Source organism: Streptomyces capillispiralis (assembly GCF_007829875.1).
In the GTDB taxonomy this organism is placed as follows: domain Bacteria; phylum Actinomycetota; class Actinomycetes; order Streptomycetales; family Streptomycetaceae; genus Streptomyces; species Streptomyces capillispiralis.
Map to the genome: position 1 here is coordinate 3,055,782 of NZ_VIWV01000001.1, position 19,683 is coordinate 3,075,464.

The 19,683-nt window shown below is 72.5% G+C and carries 19 protein-coding genes; 8 read left to right on the forward strand and 11 right to left on the reverse strand.

Annotation, left to right across the window (positions count from 1 at the left end; all coding sequences use genetic code 11):
* Positions 1 to 12: 12 nt before the first annotated feature.
* From FHX78_RS12645 to FHX78_RS36745, 3 genes are all read right to left on the reverse strand, one after another.
* The gene (locus tag FHX78_RS12645) at positions 13 to 1,458 is read right to left on the reverse strand and encodes an ABC transporter permease (protein ID WP_145867555.1); all 1,446 of its coding nucleotides are present in this window, start codon (positions 1,456 to 1,458) and stop codon (positions 13 to 15) included.
* A gap of 168 nt (positions 1,459 to 1,626) precedes the next feature.
* A complete protein-coding gene (locus FHX78_RS12650; RefSeq protein WP_145867556.1) occupies positions 1,627 to 2,877 on the reverse strand; it encodes a L,D-transpeptidase in 1,251 nt (416 codons plus the stop codon).
* A 237-nt stretch (positions 2,878 to 3,114) separates the two neighbouring features.
* The gene (locus tag FHX78_RS36745) at positions 3,115 to 3,423 is read right to left on the reverse strand and encodes a hypothetical protein (protein WP_244403707.1); all 309 of its coding nucleotides are present in this window, start codon (positions 3,421 to 3,423) and stop codon (positions 3,115 to 3,117) included.
* A gap of 148 nt (positions 3,424 to 3,571) precedes the next feature.
* Between FHX78_RS36745 and FHX78_RS36750 the strand changes: the two genes are divergently transcribed.
* Entirely contained in the window at positions 3,572 to 3,889 is a 318-nt protein-coding gene (locus tag FHX78_RS36750) for an LAETG motif-containing sortase-dependent surface protein (RefSeq protein ID WP_167531751.1), read from the forward strand.
* A 54-nt stretch (positions 3,890 to 3,943) separates the two neighbouring features.
* On the opposite strand, the gene hutH is transcribed toward FHX78_RS36750, so the two are convergent.
* The 3 genes from hutH to FHX78_RS12670 form a co-directional block, all read right to left on the reverse strand.
* Positions 3,944 to 5,482: a histidine ammonia-lyase gene (gene hutH, locus FHX78_RS12660; RefSeq protein ID WP_145871903.1), complete on the reverse strand. Its 1,539-nt coding sequence runs from the start codon at positions 5,480 to 5,482 to the stop codon at positions 3,944 to 3,946.
* Between the two features lie 148 nt (positions 5,483 to 5,630).
* On the reverse strand, positions 5,631 to 6,791 hold the full coding sequence (locus FHX78_RS12665; protein ID WP_145867557.1) for a GGDEF domain-containing protein: 1,161 nt from the start codon (positions 6,789 to 6,791) through the stop codon (positions 5,631 to 5,633).
* Positions 6,792 to 6,848: 57 nt separating this feature from the next.
* Positions 6,849 to 7,649, reverse strand: coding sequence for an enoyl-CoA hydratase/isomerase family protein (locus tag FHX78_RS12670; protein WP_145867558.1), 801 nt, complete (start codon positions 7,647 to 7,649; stop codon positions 6,849 to 6,851).
* A 216-nt stretch (positions 7,650 to 7,865) separates the two neighbouring features.
* Between FHX78_RS12670 and FHX78_RS36755 the strand changes: the two genes are divergently transcribed.
* Positions 7,866 to 8,438: a hypothetical protein gene (locus tag FHX78_RS36755; protein ID WP_167531752.1), complete on the forward strand. Its 573-nt coding sequence runs from the start codon at positions 7,866 to 7,868 to the stop codon at positions 8,436 to 8,438.
* Here the strand turns inward: FHX78_RS36755 and FHX78_RS12680 are convergent.
* On the reverse strand, positions 8,435 to 9,541 hold the full coding sequence (locus FHX78_RS12680) for an adenylate/guanylate cyclase domain-containing protein (protein ID WP_145867559.1): 1,107 nt from the start codon (positions 9,539 to 9,541) through the stop codon (positions 8,435 to 8,437). The genes FHX78_RS36755 and FHX78_RS12680 overlap by 4 nt on opposite strands.
* A gap of 287 nt (positions 9,542 to 9,828) precedes the next feature.
* The gene (locus FHX78_RS12685; protein ID WP_145867560.1) at positions 9,829 to 10,698 is read right to left on the reverse strand and encodes a biotin--[acetyl-CoA-carboxylase] ligase; all 870 of its coding nucleotides are present in this window, start codon (positions 10,696 to 10,698) and stop codon (positions 9,829 to 9,831) included.
* Between the two features lie 110 nt (positions 10,699 to 10,808).
* On the opposite strand from FHX78_RS12685, the gene FHX78_RS12690 reads away from it, so the two are divergent.
* The 4 genes from FHX78_RS12690 to FHX78_RS12700 all read left to right on the forward strand — a co-directional run bounded on the left by FHX78_RS12690 (position 10,809) and on the right by FHX78_RS12700 (position 13,563).
* Positions 10,809 to 12,398 (forward strand): acyl-CoA carboxylase subunit beta, encoded by a 1,590-nt coding sequence (locus FHX78_RS12690; RefSeq protein WP_145867561.1) that lies wholly within the window; start codon positions 10,809 to 10,811, stop codon positions 12,396 to 12,398.
* A gap of 18 nt (positions 12,399 to 12,416) precedes the next feature.
* The gene (locus FHX78_RS12695) at positions 12,417 to 12,623 is read left to right on the forward strand and encodes an acyl-CoA carboxylase epsilon subunit (protein ID WP_145867562.1); all 207 of its coding nucleotides are present in this window, start codon (positions 12,417 to 12,419) and stop codon (positions 12,621 to 12,623) included.
* Positions 12,624 to 12,782: 159 nt separating this feature from the next.
* Entirely contained in the window at positions 12,783 to 12,911 is a 129-nt protein-coding gene (mmpB, locus tag FHX78_RS37935) for a morphogenic membrane protein MmpB (RefSeq protein WP_268257179.1), read from the forward strand.
* A 31-nt stretch (positions 12,912 to 12,942) separates the two neighbouring features.
* Positions 12,943 to 13,563 (forward strand): Maf family protein, encoded by a 621-nt coding sequence (locus tag FHX78_RS12700; RefSeq protein WP_145867563.1) that lies wholly within the window; start codon positions 12,943 to 12,945, stop codon positions 13,561 to 13,563.
* Here the strand turns inward: FHX78_RS12700 and FHX78_RS12705 are convergent.
* Positions 13,532 to 13,996, reverse strand: a complete 465-nt coding sequence (locus FHX78_RS12705; protein ID WP_189908515.1) for a hypothetical protein — start codon at positions 13,994 to 13,996, stop codon at positions 13,532 to 13,534. The genes FHX78_RS12700 and FHX78_RS12705 overlap by 32 nt on opposite strands.
* Positions 13,997 to 14,375: 379 nt before the next feature.
* Here FHX78_RS12705 and FHX78_RS12710 point away from each other — a divergent pair, with 379 nt between their 5' ends.
* The gene (locus FHX78_RS12710; RefSeq protein ID WP_145867565.1) at positions 14,376 to 16,148 is read left to right on the forward strand and encodes an acetyl/propionyl/methylcrotonyl-CoA carboxylase subunit alpha; all 1,773 of its coding nucleotides are present in this window, start codon (positions 14,376 to 14,378) and stop codon (positions 16,146 to 16,148) included.
* Between the two features lie 412 nt (positions 16,149 to 16,560).
* Here the strand turns inward: FHX78_RS12710 and FHX78_RS12715 are convergent, their stop codons facing one another.
* Positions 16,561 to 17,562 (reverse strand): DeoR/GlpR family DNA-binding transcription regulator, encoded by a 1,002-nt coding sequence (locus FHX78_RS12715; RefSeq protein ID WP_145867566.1) that lies wholly within the window; start codon positions 17,560 to 17,562, stop codon positions 16,561 to 16,563.
* Between the two features lie 116 nt (positions 17,563 to 17,678).
* Positions 17,679 to 19,226 (reverse strand): NAD(P)H-quinone dehydrogenase, encoded by a 1,548-nt coding sequence (locus tag FHX78_RS12720; RefSeq protein WP_268257178.1) that lies wholly within the window; start codon positions 19,224 to 19,226, stop codon positions 17,679 to 17,681.
* On the opposite strand from FHX78_RS12720, the gene FHX78_RS12725 reads away from it, so the two are divergent.
* Positions 19,225 to 19,665: a gamma-glutamylcyclotransferase family protein gene (locus FHX78_RS12725; RefSeq protein ID WP_145867568.1), complete on the forward strand. Its 441-nt coding sequence runs from the start codon at positions 19,225 to 19,227 to the stop codon at positions 19,663 to 19,665. The two genes, FHX78_RS12720 and FHX78_RS12725, sit on opposite strands and share 2 nt — an antisense overlap.
* The last annotated feature ends 18 nt before the right edge of the window (positions 19,666 to 19,683 follow it).

Here is a 19,683-nt window from a genome sequence, read left to right on the forward strand (position 1 = left end):
GCCGGGCGGGTGCTACCCGACGCGGCGCAGCGCGTCGGCCGGCCGCAGCCGGGAGGCGCGCCAGCCGCCGAAGGCGCCGGCGACGAGGCCGCCGGTCACGGCGAGGCCGACCGCGAGGGCGAGCGTGGTGAGGCTGACGGGCGCGGTGAGCGCCACGTCGAGGGTCTGCGCGGAGGCCTGCCGGACGGGCCCGCCCATACCGCCGCCCCCGGGCCCGGTCGTGCCCGCGCCGCCGCCGAGCTGGGCCTGCAAGGTGGGGCCGACCGCGGTGACGGCGTACGCGCCCGCCAGCCCGAGCGCGATGCCGAGGGCGCCGCCGACCAGGCCGTGGACCACGGACTCGCCGACCACCTGCCGGGTCACCCGGCCCGACGTCCAGCCCAGCGCCTTGAGCGTGCCGAACTCGCGCACCCGGCGGGAGACCGCCGAGGAGGTGAGCAGACCGGCGACGAGGAACGCGGCCACGAGCACCACGACGGACAGCCAGGTGCCGACGCCGGCGGCGAGCGAGGAGGCGGTGGACAGGGAGCCGGAGACGGTGTCGGCGAGGTCGGCGGAGGTGGTGACGGTGGTCCCCGGGATGTTCTTCCGGATCGTGGACTTGACGTCGTCGATCCGCTGGGAGTCCGTCGCCTTGACGTAGATCGTGGTGACCTCGTCCGTGGCGCCGGCGAGCGTCTGCGCCTGCTTCAGCGGGATGTAGAGGTTGGCCGCCGCGTCCCCGCTGGACGCGGTGGCGATGCCGATGACCTTGTAGTCGGTGCCCTTGACGGTGACGGTGTCACCGGTTTCGAGCTTCTTCTCCTGGGCGTAGGCGGAGTCGGCGACGGCGACCTCGGCGTCGGTCTCGGTCGTCCTGAAGGCGCGTCCGTCGGTGATCTCCGAGGAGGTCAGCGGGCCGAGCGCGGGGGCGGTGACGTCGGTGCCGTAGACGGTGTAGCTGTTGACGTCGAAGTCGGCGCCGCCGCCCTGGACCCGCCCCTGCGGGGAGGACTGGCCGGCGCCGGGTCCGCCGCCCTCACCGCCCTGGCCCTCCTGCTGGAACCGGCCCCGGGTGAACTCGCCGCTCACCTTGACTACGTTCAGGCTCAGTCCGCCCACCGCGTCGGCGACACCGCTCTGTTCGCCGACCTCGCCCACGGTGGAGCTCGCCAGGGTCTGGAAGCCCTGCACCATGACGCGGTCGCTGCTCTGCTCCTCGCCGGAGCCGTCGTCCTGGGCGTCGAAGCTGAAGCGGGGGCGCTCGGGGGTGGTGGTGGCCTCGGCGGCCTTGGTGACCGTCATGTCGGTGCCCAGTCCGTACAGGGACTGCAGGACCTTCTCCTGGGCCCTGCCCATGCCGGAGGAGACGGAGGTGACCACGACGACCAGCGCGATGCCGAGCGCGAGGCCGGAGGCGACGACGAGGGCCGCCTTTCTGCGGCGGCGCAGCTCGCGCCTCAGGTAGGTGAAGAACATGGCGGCAAGCTAGGGGCGGTCCGTGATGAAGCGTTGAGCCCGGGATAAGAGCCGCATGAGAACCGTCGGGGCCGCCGGTGGCCGCCGGGGACGACGGATGCCGCCGCCCGCTCCCGTGAGGAGCGGACGGCGGCATCGGTCAGGTGGGGTGAGGTGCTCCGCGCCGCGTCAGACCGCCGAGCCCGCCTTCCACTGGTCCCAGCTCATGTTCCAGCCGTTGAGGCCGTTGTCCGGGGCGATGGTCTTGTCGCCGGTGTTCTGGACGACGACCACGTCACCGATGATCGAGTTGTCGTAGAACCAGGCGCCCGGCGTGTTCGGGTCGTCGGCGCCCTTGGCGTCCTGGAGGCCCACACAGCCGTGGCTGGTGTTGACGCTGCCGAAGATGGACTTGGCACCCCAGTAGTTGCCGTGGATGAAGGTGCCGGAGGTGCTCAGCCGCATGGCGTGCGGCACGTCCTTGATGTCGTACTCGCCCTTGCCGTCGTCGTCGGTGAAGCCGACCGTCGCGCCGTTCATCCGGGTCTCCTTGAACTTCTCGGAGATCACCATCTGGCCCTCGTACGTCTTGTTCTCGGGCGCCCCGGCGGAGATCGGGATGGTGCGGACGGTCTTGCCGTCCTGCGTCACCTTCATCTGCTTGGTCTTGGCGTCGACGTACGTCACCTGGTTGCGGCCGATCTTGAAGGTGACCGTCTTCTGCTGGACGCCGTAGACGCCCTCGGCGCCCTCGACCCCGTCGAGCGCCAGCTTCAGCGTGACGGTGGAGCCCTCCTGCCAGTACTCGTCGGGCCGGCAGTCCATGCGGTTGGCGTTGAACCAGTGGCAGGCGACCTCCTGGCCACTGGTGGTGGAGACGGTGATGCCCTTCTGCACCGCGGCCTTGTCGGTGATCGCCTTGTCGAAGTTGATCGACACCGGCATGCCCACGCCGACGGTGGTGCCGTCGTCCGGGGTGAAGGTGCCGATGAAGCTGTTGTCCGGGGCGACCGTGGTGAACGAGGCGTTCTCGTGGGCGGCGAGGCCCGCGGCGTCCTCGGCGGTGGCCGACAGCTTGTAGGTGGTGGCCCGCTCCAGCTGGACGCTGGGCTTCCAGCTCTTCTTGTCGGCGGATATCTCACCGGCCACGGCGGTGCCGTCGGCGGTGGTCATCTTCACCTCGGTGAGCGTGCCCTTGCTCACCTTCACGGCGGCGGAGTTGTTGATGGAGGCGTTGTTCGAGCCGTCCTTGGGCGTGATCTCGATCTGCGCCTCGGAGGACTTCTTGGCCGCCGCCTCGTCGACCTGGGCCTGCGAGTCACCCTTGCCGCCGTCGCCCGAGGCGCTGTCGTCGCCGCCGGAACACGCCGAGAGCACCAGCACTCCGCCGAGCAGAGCGGACGCGGCCGCCAGACCCCTGCGCCGCTTACCGTCCGTCATCACACGCTTCTCCATCGTCGCCGATTCCCAACCCCACGAGACCTCCGCCCGGAGCCGAAGGACCTCGTCCACAACCTTCAACGCTACGACCGGGTGATCCGGTTCCCCATGGCCCGCGGGTGTGGGGCTCACCACGTCCGCCGGAAGGACGGTGGGGACAGCGGTCGGTGCGCCGCTTGAGACGCCGTGACCCCGGGCGGCGGTTGCCTCCCGGGGTCACGATTTCCCCAAGTCGCGTCAGCCGGCCCTGTCCGCCCCGTCGTCGTAGGACTCCTCATCATCCTCGTCGAGGTCCCATTCCGGCGAGTCCGGGTCGTAGTCGATCTGCTCGCCGCTCCAGGAGGCCTGCAGGAGGTCCACTCCCGGCACCTCGCCGACCAGGTTCAGCGGGTCCACGAGATAGGCCAGGGCCTCCGCGGTGTCCTCTGTCACGGCGTTCTCCGCGTGTACCCGTTCCTCGGCCGGCATATCGCCGTCCTCGGTGATCCTGCGCAGCGCGGCCTTGGTCACCGCGTCCTCGTCGTCGATCTCGAGGACGAGTTCCACGCGAAGTCGTACAAACCGTGTTGTCTCCGGAGTGCTCATGACCGGAGCGTACGGCCCTTGGCTCCCGTGACTTTCCTGTGACCCGCGCCTTTCACTAACATCGCCCCACACGGCCAATTCGCCAGCGCCACAAGGGGATCGATATTCCGTGTCATCCGCGCTCCGTCCGTTGCTGACCGCCACCGCCGCGGGCACCCTGCTGTGCGCCCTGTGGTTCGTCCCGTCCGCGAACGCGACCTCGGTGTCGGACGCGCCCGCCACCGGCCCGTCCCCGCAGGTCACCGAACAGGCGAGAGTCGTCACGAGCAGCACGACGGCCTCCCTGGACGGCACCGGCCAGGACGTCCGCCTCGCGGACACGGGCAGCTTCGACAGCACCCCGTACATCGCGGGCGGCACGGCCTTCCTGGCCCTCGGCGCCGGCTTCGTCGTCTACTCGGTGCGCCGGGAGCGCCTGGAGTTCTGACGCGCCCGGCGCCGACCGGGGCCGCGCGGCGTCACCGCGGAGCCCCGGACGCGTTCAGCGCAGCGGTCCGGTGACCGTCTCCACGGCCGCGACCAGCCGCCCGTCCCGCACGAACGCCTCCGCCGCGGCGAGGTCGGGTGCCAGGTGGCGGTCCGGTCCGGGACCCCTCACCCCCGCGGCCCGCACGGCGTCGATGACGGCCCGGGTCGCGGGCGCCGGGGTCAGTCCCTCGCGCAGCTCCACCGCGCGGGTGGCGGCGTACATCTCGACGGCGATGACCCGGGCGAGGTTGTCGACGGCCGTACGGAGCTTGCGCGCCGCCGACCAGCCCATGGAGACGTGGTCCTCCTGCATCGCGGAGGACGGGATCGAGTCCGCCGACGCCGGTACGGCGAGCCGCTTCAGCTCGCTGACCAGGGCGGCCTGCGTGTACTGGGCGATCATCAGCCCGGAGTCGACGCCCGGGTCGTCGGCGAGGAACGGCGGCAGCCCGTGGCTGCGGTTCTTGTCCAGCAGCCGGTCGGTGCGGCGCTCGGCGATGGAGCCGAGGTCGGCGACGGCGACGGCGAGGAAGTCCAGCACGTACGCCACCGGCGCCCCGTGGAAGTTGCCGTTGGACTCCACCCGTCCGTCGGGCAGCACCACCGGATTGTCGACGGCGGAGGCGAGTTCGCGCTCGGCGACCAGCCGGGCGTGGGCCAGGGTGTCCCGTCCTGCGCCGGCGACCTGCGGGGCGCAGCGCACCGAGTAGGCGTCCTGGACCCGGGGCGCGTCGTCCTGGTGATGTCCCGTCAGCCCCGACCCCGCGACCACCGCGAGCATGTTGGCGGCGCTCGCGGCCTGGCCCGGGTGCGGGCGGATGGCGTGCAGGTCGGGGGCGAGCACCCGGTCGGTGCCGAGCAGCGCCTCCAGGGTGAGGGCGGCCGTGACGTCGGCGGACTTGTACAGGACGTCCAGGTCGGCGAGGGCCATGATCAGCATGCCGAGCATGCCGTCGGTCCCGTTGAGGAGGGCGAGCCCCTCCTTCTCGCGCAGTTCGACGGGCCGGATGCCGTGCTCGGCGAGCAGTTCCCCGGCCGGGCGCACCCGGCCGTCGGGGCCCTCCGCCTCCCCCTCGCCCATCAGGGTGAGGGCGCAGTGGGACAGCGGGGCCAGGTCGCCGGAGCAGCCGAGGGAGCCGTACTCGTGGACGACCGGGGTGATCCCGGCGTTCAGCACGTCGGCCATCGCCCGCGCGACCTCGGGCCGGACGCCGGTGCGCCCGGAGCAGACGGTCTTGAGCCGCAGGAACATCAGGGCGCGGACGACCTCCCGCTCCACGCGGGGCCCCATGCCGGCGGCGTGCGAGCGGACGATGTTGCGCTGCAGCTGGGCGCGCAGCTCCGGGCTGATGTGCCGGGTCGCCAGGGCGCCGAAGCCGGTGCTCACCCCGTACACGGGGTCCGGTTTGGCGGCCAGGGCCTCCACGATCTCGCGGGACGCGGCGAGGGCGGCCACGGCCTCCGGGGACAGGTCGATGCGGGCACCGCCGCGCGCCACGGCGAGCACGTCGGACGCGGTCGCGCCGGACGTCCCCACCACCACAGTGTGCATATCCATATTCAGGAGCGTACGCAGTGAATTCGATGATGTCACCACTGGGGCCGGGGTCCACCCCTTACCGATGCGTCACAGGGGCCGCCGCCGAAACCCGTGACCACTCCGGACCCACCGGCCCCAGACCGGCGGACGGACCTTCGCGTCACACCGGCCCCTCCGGCGAGCGCCGCCCCCGGAACCGGCGCCGCTCCCCGCCCCTCACCCGCGACGGCTCGTCGGCGAGCCGCACCACCGGGTCGTCCGGCCCCTCGCGCCCGGCCACCACCGGATGGGCGGACCGCTCGGCCTTGGCCCGGTACTGCGCCGCGTCGGCCAGCCGGAACAGCCGCCGGGCGGAGCGCACCGGCCCGATGGGGTCCTCCGTGGTCGCCACCCCGCAGGCGACACCGTCCCCGATGCCCAGTTCGACGGCGCGGCGGCACACCTCGTCGGCCGCCTTGACCACCTCGTCGGCGGGCGGCCCCACCGCCAGCAGACAGAACTCGTCCCCGCCGAGCCGCGCCGCCAGGGCCCCCGGCAGCATGGCCCCGCACAGCGAGAGCACGGTCCCGAACCGCTCCAGCAGCCGGTCCCCCACGGCGTGGCCCAGCGTGTCGTTGACCCGCTTCAGACCGTTCACGTCGCACACCACCAGGCTGACGACGGCCCCGTCCCGGCGGTGCCGCTCCACCGCCTCGTCGAGCCGCGCGTCCACGGCCCGCCGGTTGGCCAGCCCGGTCAGCGCGTCCGTGTACGCCAGCCGCCGGGCCTCCTCCAGCCGCTCGGTCTGCGCGAGCCCGGCGGCCACGACGGCGGCCAGCACCGTCGCGAAGTCGGCGTCGGCCCGCCCGAAGACGGGCACACCGGCCGGCCGGGCCACGTACAGCTCGCCCCAGGCCCGCCCGTGCAGCACGATCGGCGCGACCACGCAGCACCCGCGCCCCCGCCGCCTGAGCGCGGCCACCCGCTGGTGGCAGTACCCGGGGCGCCCCGCCGAGGGCCCCTCGGCGGTCTCCACCCACGCGTCGGGCTCACCGCCCCCCGCCCACCGCTCGTGCAGGAACTCGGTGATCTCGGCGAACTGGTGCACCGGATAGGACTCGTCGTCCGGGAACTCCTCCTCCCCCTCGGCCAGCTCGCCGACGTTGACCAGGACGCGCAGCCGCCCGAGCTCCCGCTCCCACACCGACAGCGCCGCGAAGCTCCCGCTCAGCGCCCGGCAGGCCCCGCCGGCCGCCGCCCGCCAGGCGTCCCGCGAACCGTGCGCGGCGGCCATGCCCTGAGCCAGCGCCACCACGGCCGCCAGTCGCGTCTCCTCACCCATGCCCCCAGACTAGGGAGATTCCCGACCAATCGGGACATCGGGGAGGCGGGCGGGCGGCTACTCCCCGGGCCACTGCGGCCTGCGCTTCTCGTTGAACGCGGCGACGCCTTCCGCCCGGTCCCCGGAGAACGCCACCGCTCTCCACGCCGCGTCCTCCACCTCCAGCCCGGCGGCCAGGTCCAGCCCGTGCCCGAGGCGCAGCGCGCGCTTGGCCGCCCGCAGCCCCACCGGGGAGTTCGCGGCGATCCGGGTCGCCATGGCCAGGGCCTCCTCCCGGTCCCGCCCCTCGTCCACCAGCACGTCGACCAGTCCCAGCTCCCGGGCCTCTCCGGCCTCCACCCGCCGCGCCGTGAAGATCAGCTCGGCGGCCCGCGCAGCCCCCACCCGCCGGGGCAGCAACTGCGTACCGCCGCCGCCCGGGATCACCCCGACGGACACCTCGGGCAGCCCCATGACGGCCGTACGGTCGGCCACGATCACGTCGCAGGACAGCGCCAGCTCACACCCGCCGCCCAGCGCGAACCCGTGCACCGCCGCGACCGTCGGCACCGGCACCTCGAGCACCCCGGTGTACGCCGCCCGCGCCACGGGCCGCTGCCGCACCAGGTCCGCGTCACTGAAGGAGTTCCGCTCCTTCAGGTCGGCCCCCACGCAGAACGCCCGCTCGTGCGACGAGGTCAGCACCACCGCCCGTACGTCACGGTCCTCCCCCAGCGCCGCACAGGCCCCGGCGAGGGAGCGGGCCATCTCGGTCGACACGGCGTTCATGGCCTTGGGCCGGTCGAGGACGAGCTCCGCGACATGCCCCCGCTCATGCCGGCGCACCAGCACGAACTCCCCGAACCGTTCCTCACTCATGACACCCTCCGGTTAACGCGGGTTAACGTGACTCGCCATCGATCATCGCAGCCGGCGCCCACCCGGAAAAGGGCGCACGGCCGGTTCCCCCGTCACCCCCCGCCCACCCGTTCGAGTGACATCCGCCCGACTCCCGCCCCGCCACCCCCACGCCGGCGCATAGCGTGCGCACACCGCGGCGCGTCGGGGAGCGCGCACGCAGGGGAGGGAAGCGCGATGCCACGGACCACACCACCCGACGAGCCGCCGAGGGCGCCCCGCTTCCGGGGCCGTCACCGCAAGCCGCGCCCGCGCAAGGCCCTGCTGGCCGCAGGGGGCCTGGCCCTGGCCGCGGGCGCCGTGAGCCTGGTCCGCCTGGCCGCCGCTCCCGACGCCGGCACGGACATCGGCGTGGAGGCGGGCCCCCGCCCCGTCGTCCCCCACGCGGACACCACCACACCCCGCCCGATCCCCACGCCGGACACGGTCACCCCCGAGGCGAGCCCGTCCTCCCCCACGGCCCTGGGCGCCAAGAACCCCACCCCCCTCACCACACCCGCCCCGGAGAAGTCCGCTCCGGACACCACGCACACCCCGACCAGCCCACCCCCGGAGAGCGGTCCCGCCACCCCGGGCCCGCCCCCACCCGCTCCCCCCACACCACGGGACCCGGCACCGGACCGCCCCCACCCGTCGCGCCCCCACCCCACGCCGGAACCCACACCCGAGCCGACGCCCGAGCCGAAGCCCGAGCCCGGCCTGTGCGTACCGATCATCGGCATCTGCGTGGGCGGCGAAGGGCCGCGCTAGGAGGAGGGGACCCCGTTCCGCCGCGTGAGCAGCCAGGGCTCCACCACTCCCAGACCACGCACCGGCCGCTGCCACATCGGCTGGAGCGCGAACCGGTACACCGGCGGCTCCTCGCCCTCCTTCTCGGCGGTGGCCAGCGCCTCGGCCGCCGCCGCCTCGGAGGCGGGGGCGTCACCGGTGCGGATGAGCTCCTCCGCGAACGCGGTGTCGACGAGCACGGCGTCCCGGGGAGCTATGGAGGTGAGCCGGGAGGCCAGATTCACGGTCGTACCGAACACATCACCCATCCGGGTGGTGACCGTGCCGAACGCCATGCCGACCCGCAGCTCGGGCATGGTCTCGTCGTGCGCCATGGTCTCGATCAGCCGCATCGCGATCTCCGCGGCCACACCCGCGTCGTCGGCGGCGTACAGCACCTCGTCGCCCAGCGTCTTGATGAGCCGCCCGCCCCGCGCGGCGACCAGATCGGCGGCCGTGGTCTCGAAGGCCTCGACCAGCTCGCCCAGCTCCTCCTCCTCCATCCGCCGGGTCAGCCGTGTGAACCCCACGAGGTCGGCGAAGGCGACGGCGAGCCGCCGGTCGACCATCTCCTCGTCGTCGGCGCCCTGCACGACCCGCCCGGCCGAAGCGGCGAGCTGCCGCCGCCAGACGTACACGAGGAACTCCTCCAGCTCGGGCAGGAGCAGCTCGACGATCGGATACGTCACCTCGGTACGGGTCATCCCCGGCTCGGGCGGCTCGGTCAGCCCCTCCAGGAAGGAGTCGATCTGCCATTCGGCCAGCCGCGCGGTGGTCTGCCCGGTGGACCGGGCCACCTGCACCGCCATGGCCTCGCTGAGCAGCCCCGCCTCCACCAGGCCGGCCAGCCGCCGCAGCGCCAGCACGTCCGCCTCGGTGAGCGCCTTGGCCTGCCCGACGTCGGCGAAGCCCATGGCCCGCCAGAACCGCGTGGCCAGCTCCATGGTGACGCCGGCACTGCGGGCGGCCTGGAACGGGGTGTAACGGCGCTCGGCGCCCAGGATGAGCTGTTCGAGGCGCAGAGCAAGCGGATCCTCGCCGGCGCCCTGCGCGTCCGTACCGGAACCCGAGTCGTCGACGGTCACGCGTTGCTGCCCTTCCGATCTGCCACGGCCATATATCGACCGGCCACAACTCTACGGCAGGTGTGCGCCAGCTCACTCCGTGAGGTTGGGCCAGGGGTGAGCCGGCCGACTCTCCTGGCACCCGACACGGGTGCGGACCGTAAAGCGCCACGCAGCCCGCACCTCCGGAATACCGCCCAGCGGCCCGACTGCCCACCGTGGGCGAGGCGGGCGATGTGCCGCGTACGGCCAGGAGGGGACGCGCTACGCGCACCCCCACCGAACAGCCCCCTGCGCCGCAGGCACCCTCACCCCGCCGGCCGCAGATGCACGATGTCCCCCGCCCCCACCGGCTCCTGCACCCCCTCCTCCGTGGCCAGCACCAACCGCCCGTCCCCGTCCACCGCGACCGCCTCCCCCACCAGCGCCCGGTCCCCGGGCAGCTCCGCCCGCACCGTCCGCCCCAGCGTCGCGCACCCCGCCGCGTACGTCTCCTGCAAGCCGCACGCCCCCGCGTCCCCCCCGGCCTCCCGCCACCGCCCGTACCACTCCTCCAGCGCCCGCAGCACCCCCCGCAGCAGCGGATCCCGGTCCGTACTCACCGCACCCGCCAGCGCCAGCGAGCCCGCCGTCGGCACCGGCAGCTCGTCCGCCCGCAGGCTCACATTGATGCCGACGCCCACCACGACACCCCCCTCCCCGGCCCCCTCCGCCAGGATCCCCCCGGCCTTGCGCTCCTCTCCCCCCACCGTGACCAGCACGTCGTTCGGCCACTTCAGCGCCGTATCGACCCCGGCCGCCCGCGACAACCCCGTGGCCACGGCGACCCCCGTCAGCAAGGGCAGCCACCCCCACCGGTCCACCGGCACCTCGCGCGGCGTGAGCAGCACGGAGAAGAACAGCCCGGACCGGGGAGGCGCACTCCACTGCCGATCCAGCCGGCCCCGCCCGGCGGTCTGCTCCTCCGCGACGAGGACGGCCCCCTCACCCACCGTCCCCGAGACCGCCCGCGCGACCAGATCGGAGTTCGTCGACCCGGTCCGCTGCACCACGTCCACCTGTGACCACAGCGCCCCCTCCCGCACCAGCCCTCGCTTCAACGCGCCCGCGTTGAGCGGCGGCCGCTCCAGGTCGGACCAACGGCTCCCGTACGGATCTGATGCATCTTTCGGCGTCATGCAAGCCACCCTAGGTGTGGTAAACGCCGCACTGCCGAAGCGGAGGCCCCCCACTACGCTACGGATGAGTAACCGTCCCCCCTTTTGAGCAGGCAGGGAGCCGCATCCCGATGTCCGAGCCGGAAGAGCAGCAGCCTGACATTCACACGACCGCGGGCAAGCTCGCGGATCTCCAGCGTCGTATCGAAGAGGCGACGCACGCCGGCTCCGCACGCGCCGTCGAAAAGCAGCACGCCAAGGGCAAGCTGACGGCCCGTGAGCGGATCGACCTCCTGCTCGACGAGGGCTCCTTCGTCGAGCTGGACGAGTTCGCCCGGCACCGCTCCACCAACTTCGGCCTCGACGCCAACCGCCCCTACGGCGACGGCGTCGTCACCGGTTACGGCACCGTCGACGGCCGCCCGGTCGCCGTCTTCTCCCAGGATTTCACCGTCTTCGGCGGAGCCCTCGGCGAGGTCTACGGCCAGAAGATCGTCAAGGTGATGGACTTCGCGCTGAAGACCGGCTGCCCGGTCATCGGCATCAACGACTCCGGTGGCGCCCGCATCCAGGAGGGCGTCGCCTCCCTCGGCGCGTACGGCGAGATCTTCCGCCGCAACACCCACGCCTCCGGTGTGATCCCGCAGATCAGCCTGGTCGTCGGCCCCTGCGCGGGCGGCGCGGTCTACTCCCCGGCGATCACCGACTTCACGATCATGGTCGACCAGACGTCCCACATGTTCATCACCGGCCCGGACGTCATCAAGACGGTCACCGGTGAGGACGTCGGCTTCGAGGAGCTGGGCGGCGCCCGCACCCACAACACCGCGTCCGGCGTCGCCCACCACATGGCCGGCGACGAGAAGGACGCGATCGAGTACGTCAAGCAGCTCCTGTCGTACCTCCCCTCCAACAACCTCTCCGAGCCGCCCGCCTTCCCGGAGGAGGCGGACCTGACGCTCACCGACGAGGACCGCGAACTCGACACCCTCGTCCCGGACTCGGCGAACCAGCCCTACGACATGCACACCGTCATCGAGCACGTCCTCGACGACGCCGAGTTCTTCGAGACCCAGCCCCTGTTCGCGCCGAACATCCTCACCGGTTACGGCCGCGTCGAGGGCCGCCCCGTCGGCATCGTCGCCAACCAGCCGATGCAGTTCGCCGGCTGCCTGGACATCACCGCCTCCGAGAAGGCGGCCCGCTTCGTCCGCACCTGCGACGCCTTCAACATCCCGGTGCTCACCTTCGTCGACGTCCCCGGCTTCCTGCCCGGCGTCGACCAGGAGCACGACGGCATCATCCGCCGCGGCGCCAAGCTGATCTACGCCTACGCCGAGGCCACCGTCCCCCTCATCACCGTCATCACCCGCAAGGCCTTCGGCGGCGCCTACGACGTCATGGGCTCCAAGCACCTGGGCGCCGACCTCAACCTGGCCTGGCCGACCGCCCAGATCGCCGTCATGGGCGCGCAGGGCGCCGTCAACATCCTGCACCGCCGCACCATCGCCGAGTCGGACGATCCCGAGGAGACCCGCGCCCGCCTGATGCGGGAGTACGAGGACGCCCTCCTCAACCCCTACGTCGCGGCCGAGCGCGGCTACGTCGACGCGGTGATCATGCCGTCCGACACCCGCCGCCACATCGTCCGGGGCCTGCGTCAGCTGCGTACCAAGCGGGAATCCCTCCCCCCGAAGAAGCACGGCAACATCCCCCTCTGAGCCCTGCAAGGAGCCGACGTGATCAAGGTCGTACGGGGCAACCCGACCCCGGAGGAGCTGGCCGCCGCACTGGCGGTGGTTCGCGCACGCGCCGCGGCGGCGTCCGCCCTGCCGTCCGGCGCGCCCGCTCCCCGCGACTCCTGGTCCGACCCGTCCCGCGTCGCCGCCCACCGCCTGCCCCAGCCGGGGCCGGCCTCTTGGACGCGCACGTACTGGCCGGCCTAGCAGTCCCCCCGGGGCCGGGCCGACACCCGGCCCGGCCCCGGACACCTGCGCCACACCCCTTCCCACTTCACCTCACCCCACCGCGCCGCGCCGCGCCGCGCCGCAACTTGAGTACCCGTACTCAGGCGCCCTCCCCCGGCTCAGCCGCACGCTAGGGGGATGCTGTGGTCCGACCCCGAGAACGAGCCGCCCGAGGAACTGCGGGACACGCAGGAGATGCTGCGGCGGCTGGGCATTCTCGTGGCGCTGGCCATGGTGCTCGCGATGCTCGTGATCGGCGTGAGGTGAGGCATCCGGGCGACGTCGATACGCTGACCGCATGACAGATCAGCCGCGCCGCCGACTCGTGCTCGCCTCCCAGTCCCCCGCCCGGCTCGGACTGCTCCGCCAGGCGGGCCTCGACCCCGAGGTGATCGTCAGCGGGGTCGACGAGGACGCCGTCACCGCCCCCACCCCCGCCGAGCTGGCGCTCGCCCTGGCCGAGGCCAAGGCGTCCGTCGTCGCCGCCAAGCCCGAGGTCAAGGGCGCGCTGGTGATCGGCTGCGACTCGGTCCTGGAACTGGACGGCCGGGCGCTGGGCAAGCCCGCGGACGCCGAGGAGGCCACCGCACGCTGGAAGTCCATGCGCGGCCGCGCGGGCACGCTCCAGACCGGCCACTGCGTCTACGACACCCTCAGCGGCCGTTACGCCTCCGCCACCGCCTCCACCGTGGTCCGCTTCGGCGACCCCACGGACGAGGAGATCGCCGCCTACGTCGCCTCCGGCGAACCCCTCCACGTCGCCGGGGCGTTCACCCTGGACGGCCGCTCGGCCCCGTTCATCGACGGCATCGACGGCGACCACGGCAATGTGATCGGCATCAGCCTGCCCCTGGTGCGCCGGCTGCTGGCCGACCTGGGCGTCGGCATCACGGAGCTGTGGGCGCCGCGGGAGGCGTGAGCGGCGCGCCGTCACCGCCGGTGCCGCCCTCGCGCGCGGCGCCGGCGGGCTCGCCGGGCCGGCCGTCGTACGTCATCAGCAGCAGGACGACGAGCCCGAGCACCGCCACCATGAACAGGAACGCGGTCCGGCCGACCAGCCCCCACACGACCGCGCCCAGCAGCCCGTGCACCACCGCGGCGCTGATCAGCACCACCCGGCCGAAACCGGCCGGCGCCCGGTCGCGCACGGCGACCAGCAGGGCCACCAGGGCACACAGGGCGAAGTAGAGGCCGAAGACGATCCCGCCGATCTTCGAGCCGACCGACATCGCGTGCGGGTCGAGACCGGCCAGGGACATGTCCTGCCGGTCGACGACGACGCCGAGGAACCAGTTCAGCGCCGCGACGCCGAACGCCTCGGCGAACAGCACGAGCGCCAGGACCCAAGCCACCGGTCTGCGCACCACCGGCCCCCACCCACTTTCGAGCACGACTGTGGTTACCCCGAGTATGTTCGGGACGACGCGAAGGCTACTAACGGGTAAACCTCGGTACAAGGGCCCTGCGGACGGCAAAGAATCATTGGGCCATTCGTAGGGACTCCACAAAGAAACCGAGTGGGCCGCAGCACGCTCTCACAGAGACCTTGACCACATGGGACGGCTAGGGTTTCCGGGAGGAGCCCGGCGCACCTAGGTGCGACAAGGGATTTCCCGGGTCGAGCAAGCCTCGCATCACGCTCCGTGTGGGCAAGCTCACCAGTGGGGACGGGTCGAAGTGTCGTGTCGGCAGTCCCTAAACTCGGCTTGTTTCAAGGAGGGAGCCTCAATCGTGCGCAAGGTGCTCATCGCCAACCGTGGCGAAATCGCTGTCCGCGTGGCCCGGGCCTGCCGGGATGCCGGAATCGCGAGCGTTGCCGTATACGCCGACCCGGACCGGGACGCTCTGCATGTCCGCGCCGCGGATGAGGCGTTCGCCCTGGGCGGTGACACTCCCGCCACCAGTTACCTCGACATGGACAAGGTGCTGAAGGCCGCGCGGGAGTCGGGCGCCGACGCCGTCCACCCCGGCTACGGCTTCCTCTCCGAGAACGCCGAGTTCGCCCAGGCGGTCCTGGACGCGGGCCTGATCTGGATCGGCCCGCCGCCGCAGGCCATCCGCGACCTCGGTGACAAGGTCGCCGCCCGGCACATCGCGCAGCGCGCGGGCGCTCCGCTGGTGGCGGGCACGCCGGACCCGGTGTCCGGCGCGGACGAGGTCGTCGCGTTCGCCGAGGAGCACGGGCTGCCGATCGCGATCAAGGCGGCGTTCGGTGGTGGCGGCCGCGGCCTGAAGGTGGCGCGGACGCTGGAAGAGGTGCCGGAGCTGTACGACTCCGCGGTGCGCGAGGCGGTCGCCGCCTTCGGTCGCGGAGAGTGCTTCGTCGAGCGTTACCTGGACAAGCCGCGGCACGTGGAGACCCAGTGCCTGGCCGACCAGCACGGCAACGTGGTCGTCGTCTCCACCCGTGACTGCTCCCTCCAGCGGCGGCACCAGAAGCTGGTCGAGGAGGCGCCGGCGCCGTTCCTGTCCGAGGCGCAGGTCGCCGAGCTGTACCGCGCGTCCAAGGCGATCCTCAAGGAGGCCGGTTACGTCGGTGCCGGCACCGTGGAGTTCCTGGTCGGTGTCGACGGCACGATCTCGTTCCTGGAGGTCAACACCCGTCTGCAGGTGGAGCACCCGGTGACCGAGGAGGTCGCGGGGATCGACCTGGTGCGGGAGATGTTCCGCATCGCGGACGGTGAGGAGCTGGGGTACGACGACCCGGTGCTGCGGGGCCACTCGTTCGAGTTCCGCATCAACGGTGAGGACCCGGGGCGCAACTTCCTGCCGGCGCCGGGCACGGTGACGAAGTTCGCGGCGCCGTCGGGGCCGGGTGTGCGGCTGGACGCGGGTGTGGAGTCCGGGTCGGTCATCGGTCCGGCGTGGGACTCGCTGCTGGCGAAGCTGATCGTCACCGGGCGTACCCGTAAGGAGGCGCTGGAGCGGGCCGCGCGTGCGCTGGCGGAGTTCCAGGTCGAGGGCATGGCGACGGCGATCCCGTTCCACCGCGCGGTGGTCGTGGACCCGGCGTTCGCTCCCGAGCTCACCGGTTCGGCCGATCCGTTCACGGTGCACACCCGCTGGATCGAGACCGAGTTCGTCAACGAGATCAAGCCGTTCGCCGCCGCCGTGGACACGGAGGCCGAGGAGGAGGCGGGCCGCGAGACCGTCGTCGTCGAGGTCGGCGGCAAGCGCCTGGAGGTCTCCCTGCCCGTGTCGCTCGGCATGTCCCTGGCCCGTACGGGGCTGGCGGCCGGTGCGAAGCCGAAGCGGCGGGCGACGAAGAAGTCCGGGCCGGCGGCTTCGGGCGACACGCTCGCCTCGCCGATGCAGGGCACGATCGTCAAGGTCGCGGTGGAGGAGGGGCAGGAGGTCAAGGAGGGCGACCTGGTCGTCGTCCTGGAGGCCATGAAGATGGAGCAGCCCATCAACGCCCACCGGTCGGGCACGGTGAAGGGTCTGAACGCGGAGGTGGGGGCGTCGGTCACCTCGGGCGCGGCGATCTGCGAGATCAAGGACTGAGTCCGTGCGAAGCGGCACCCGCGCCCTGTCTGCGGCGCGGGTGCCGCTTCGGCGGTTGGTGCGGTAGCGCCCACGGGTGGGGGGTGGGTTCGGGGCCGGGGCGGGGGTGTCCGTCCTCGGTCCGGCGCGGAATCGGTCACTCGAGAAGGCTCAGGGTGCGGACGCGACGGCCGCTGCGGGCGGACACCCCCGCCCCGTCCCCTTCCCGCCGTACGCGGCCGTCGCCGCCCGGACAGCTGCGGGCAGCCACTGCCGCTCACGGCGGGCGGCCGTTGGGGGAGGGTGGGCGTGGCGGCACCCGTGAGCGTCGGGCCGCGCGACCCGACCCCGGCACGGCACGGCACCGGATCATCGCGCGGACGCCGGTCACGGCACAGGCAGCCTCACCGCGCCCCGCCCGCGCAGCGACCCCTCACCGCCTCCGCAGATCCGCCACCCGCGCACCCCGCTCCGCACCGGCGGCCTGGTCCGTCCCCAGCCCCACCGTCGCCGACCGGAGCCCGGGCCCCTGCCGTCGGGGCCCCGGAAGCGGCACATCCCGACGCTGCTGGCGCGCCGCCGACGACCCCTCACCCCCCGCGCTTCCCGCTCCCGCGGACCCTCCCGGCGCCCCCGCCACAGCGATCTGCACGCCCTGATCGGCGAGCGCCTGAAGCTCCGTCGCCGCGCGGTCGTCGTGCGCGGGCGGCTCGTCCGTCACCAGGCGTGTGATCACATCGGTCGGCACCGTCTGGAACATGGTGTCCGTACCGAGCTTGGTGTGGTCGGCGAGGACGACCACCTCCGCCGCGGCCTGCACCAGCGCCCGGTCGACCGAGGCCGACAGCATGTTGGACGTGGACAGCCCGCGCTCGGCGGTCAGGCCGCTCCCGGAGAGGAAGGCCCGGGACACCCGCAGCCCCTGGAGGGACTGTTCGGCGCCGCTGCCGACGAGTGCGTAGTTCGAACCGCGGAGCGTTCCCCCGGTCATCACGACCTCGACGCGGTTGGCGTGGGCCAGGGCCTGGGCGACGAGCAGGGAGTTGGTGACGACGGTCAGCCCGGGCACCCGGGCCAGCCGGCGTGCCAGCTCCTGCGTGGTGGTACCCGCGCCGACCACGATGGCCTCGCCCTCTTCCACGAAGTTCGCGGCGAGGTCGGCGATGGCGGTCTTCTCGGCGGTCGCGAGATGTGATTTCTGCGGAAAACCGGACTCTCGCGTGAAACCGCCCGGGAGTACCGCACCGCCGTGCCGGCGGTCGAGGAGTCCTTCTGCCTCCAGCGCGCGCACGTCCCGCCGTACGGTCACTTCGGAGGTCTGGACGACGCGGGCGAGCTCACGGAGCGACACGGCCCCGTTCGCTCGCACCATTTCGAGGATCAATTGGCGACGTTCTGCAGCGAACACGAAACTGACAGTAACGCCAGCGACCATCTGCTTTCAGCAGTTTGCGCTGAATAGCAGAAGTTGTTCGCACAGCGGTACAGCGAGTGGTATAAGGCGCGACAGGTGACAACTCCCCGTGACCGGCGGGGAGTCGGTTCCGGCCGTCAGGCCTCGCCGCCCGACTTCCGCGTGTGCAACTGCCGTGCCACTTCCGCAATCGACCCCGACAGCGAGGGATACACGGTGAAGGCGTTCGCGATCTGTTCGACGGTCAGGTTGTTGTCGACCGCGAGCGAGATGGGGTGGATCAGTTCCGAGGCGCGCGGTGCCACGACCACACCGCCCACCACGATGCCGGTGCCCGGGCGGCAGAAGATCTTGACGAAGCCGTCGCGGATGCCCTGCATCTTGGCGCGCGGGTTGCGCAGCAGCGGCAGCTTCACGACCCGGGCGTCGATCTTGCCGGCGTCGACATCGGCCTGGGAGTAGCCGACGGTGGCGATCTCGGGGTCGGTGAAGACGTTCGACGAGACCGTCTTCAGGTTCAGCGGGGCCACCGCGTCGCCCAGGAAGTGGTACATGGCGATACGGCCCTGCATCGCCGCCACCGAGGCGAGCGCGAAGACACCGGTGACGTCACCGGCGGCGTAGACGCCGGGAGCCGTCGTCCTCGAGACCTTGTCGGTCCAGATGTGGCCCGAGTCCCGCAGCCTGACGCCGGCCTCCTCCAGGCCCATGCCCTCGGAGTTGGGGATGGCGCCGACGGCCATCAGACAGTGCGACCCGGTGATGACCCGCCCGTCGGCGAGGGTCACCTCCACCCGGTCCCCGACCCGCTTGGCGGACTGGGCCCGGGACCGCGCCATGACGTTCATGCCGCGGCGGCGGAAGACGTCCTCCAGCACGGCGGCGGCGTCCGGGTCCTCGCCCGGCAGCACCCGGTCGCGCGACGACACGAGCGTCACCTTCGACCCGAGCGCCTGGTAGGCACCGGCGAACTCGGCGCCCGTGACACCCGATCCGACCACGATGAGCTCCTCGGGGAGCTCGTTCAGGTCGTACACCTGGGTCCAGTTCAGGATGCGCTCGCCGTCGGGACGGGCGTCCGGCAGCTCGCGCGGGTGTCCGCCGGTCGCGATCAGCACGGCGTCCGCGGTGAGCGTCTCCTCGGTGCCGTCCGCGGCGCGCACCACGACCTTGCGCGAACCGTCGAGCGCCTGCATGCCCTCCAGCCGGCCCCGCCCGCGCAGCACCCGCGCGCCGGCCCGCGTCACGGACGCGGTGATGTCGTGCGACTGGGCCAGCGCGAGCCGCTTCACCCGCCGGTTGACCTTGCCCAGGTCCACGCCCACCACCCGGGCGGCCTGCTCCATGGGCGGGGTGTCGTCGGCGACGATGATCCCCAGTTCCTCGTACGACGAGTCGAAGGTGGTCATCACCTCGGCCGTGGCGATCAGGGTCTTGGACGGCACGCAGTCGGTGAGCACCGACGCCCCGCCCAGACCGTCGCAGTCGACGACGGTCACCTCCGCACCGAGCTGCGCGGCGACCAGCGCCGCTTCGTATCCGCCGGGTCCGCCACCGATGATCACGATCCGAGTCACGTACTCCATTGTCCCGCACACTTCACCGTGCGACCGCCCGGGGGCCTCAGCCGTGGCCCCCCTGTTACCGGAGGGGCCCGGTAAACGGCTGCCGTACCCTTCCCCCATGTCGCTCTACGCCGCGTACGCCGGCAACCTCGACGCGCGGCTGATGTCCCGCCGCGCTCCGCACTCGCCGCTGCGCGCCACGGGCTGGCTGAACGGGTGGCGGCTGACCTTCGGGGGCGAGCACATGGGCTGGGAGGGCTCGCTCGCCACGCTCGTCGAGGATCCGATCTCGCAGGTCTTCGTGGCGCTCTACGACATCGCCCTGATGGACGAGGAGTCCCTGGACCGCTGGGAGGGGGCGGGCGGCCTGGACCTCTACCGGCGCACCCGGGTCCGCGCCCACACGCTGGACGGCGAGGAGCCGGCCTGGACGTACGTCCTGAACAGCTACGAGGGCGGCCTGCCCTCGGCCCGCTACCTGGGGGAGATCGCCGACGCGGCCGAGTCCGCGGGCGCCCCCCACGACTACGTGATGGAACTCCGCAAGCGCCCCTGCTGAGCCCCGCCCCGGGACCCC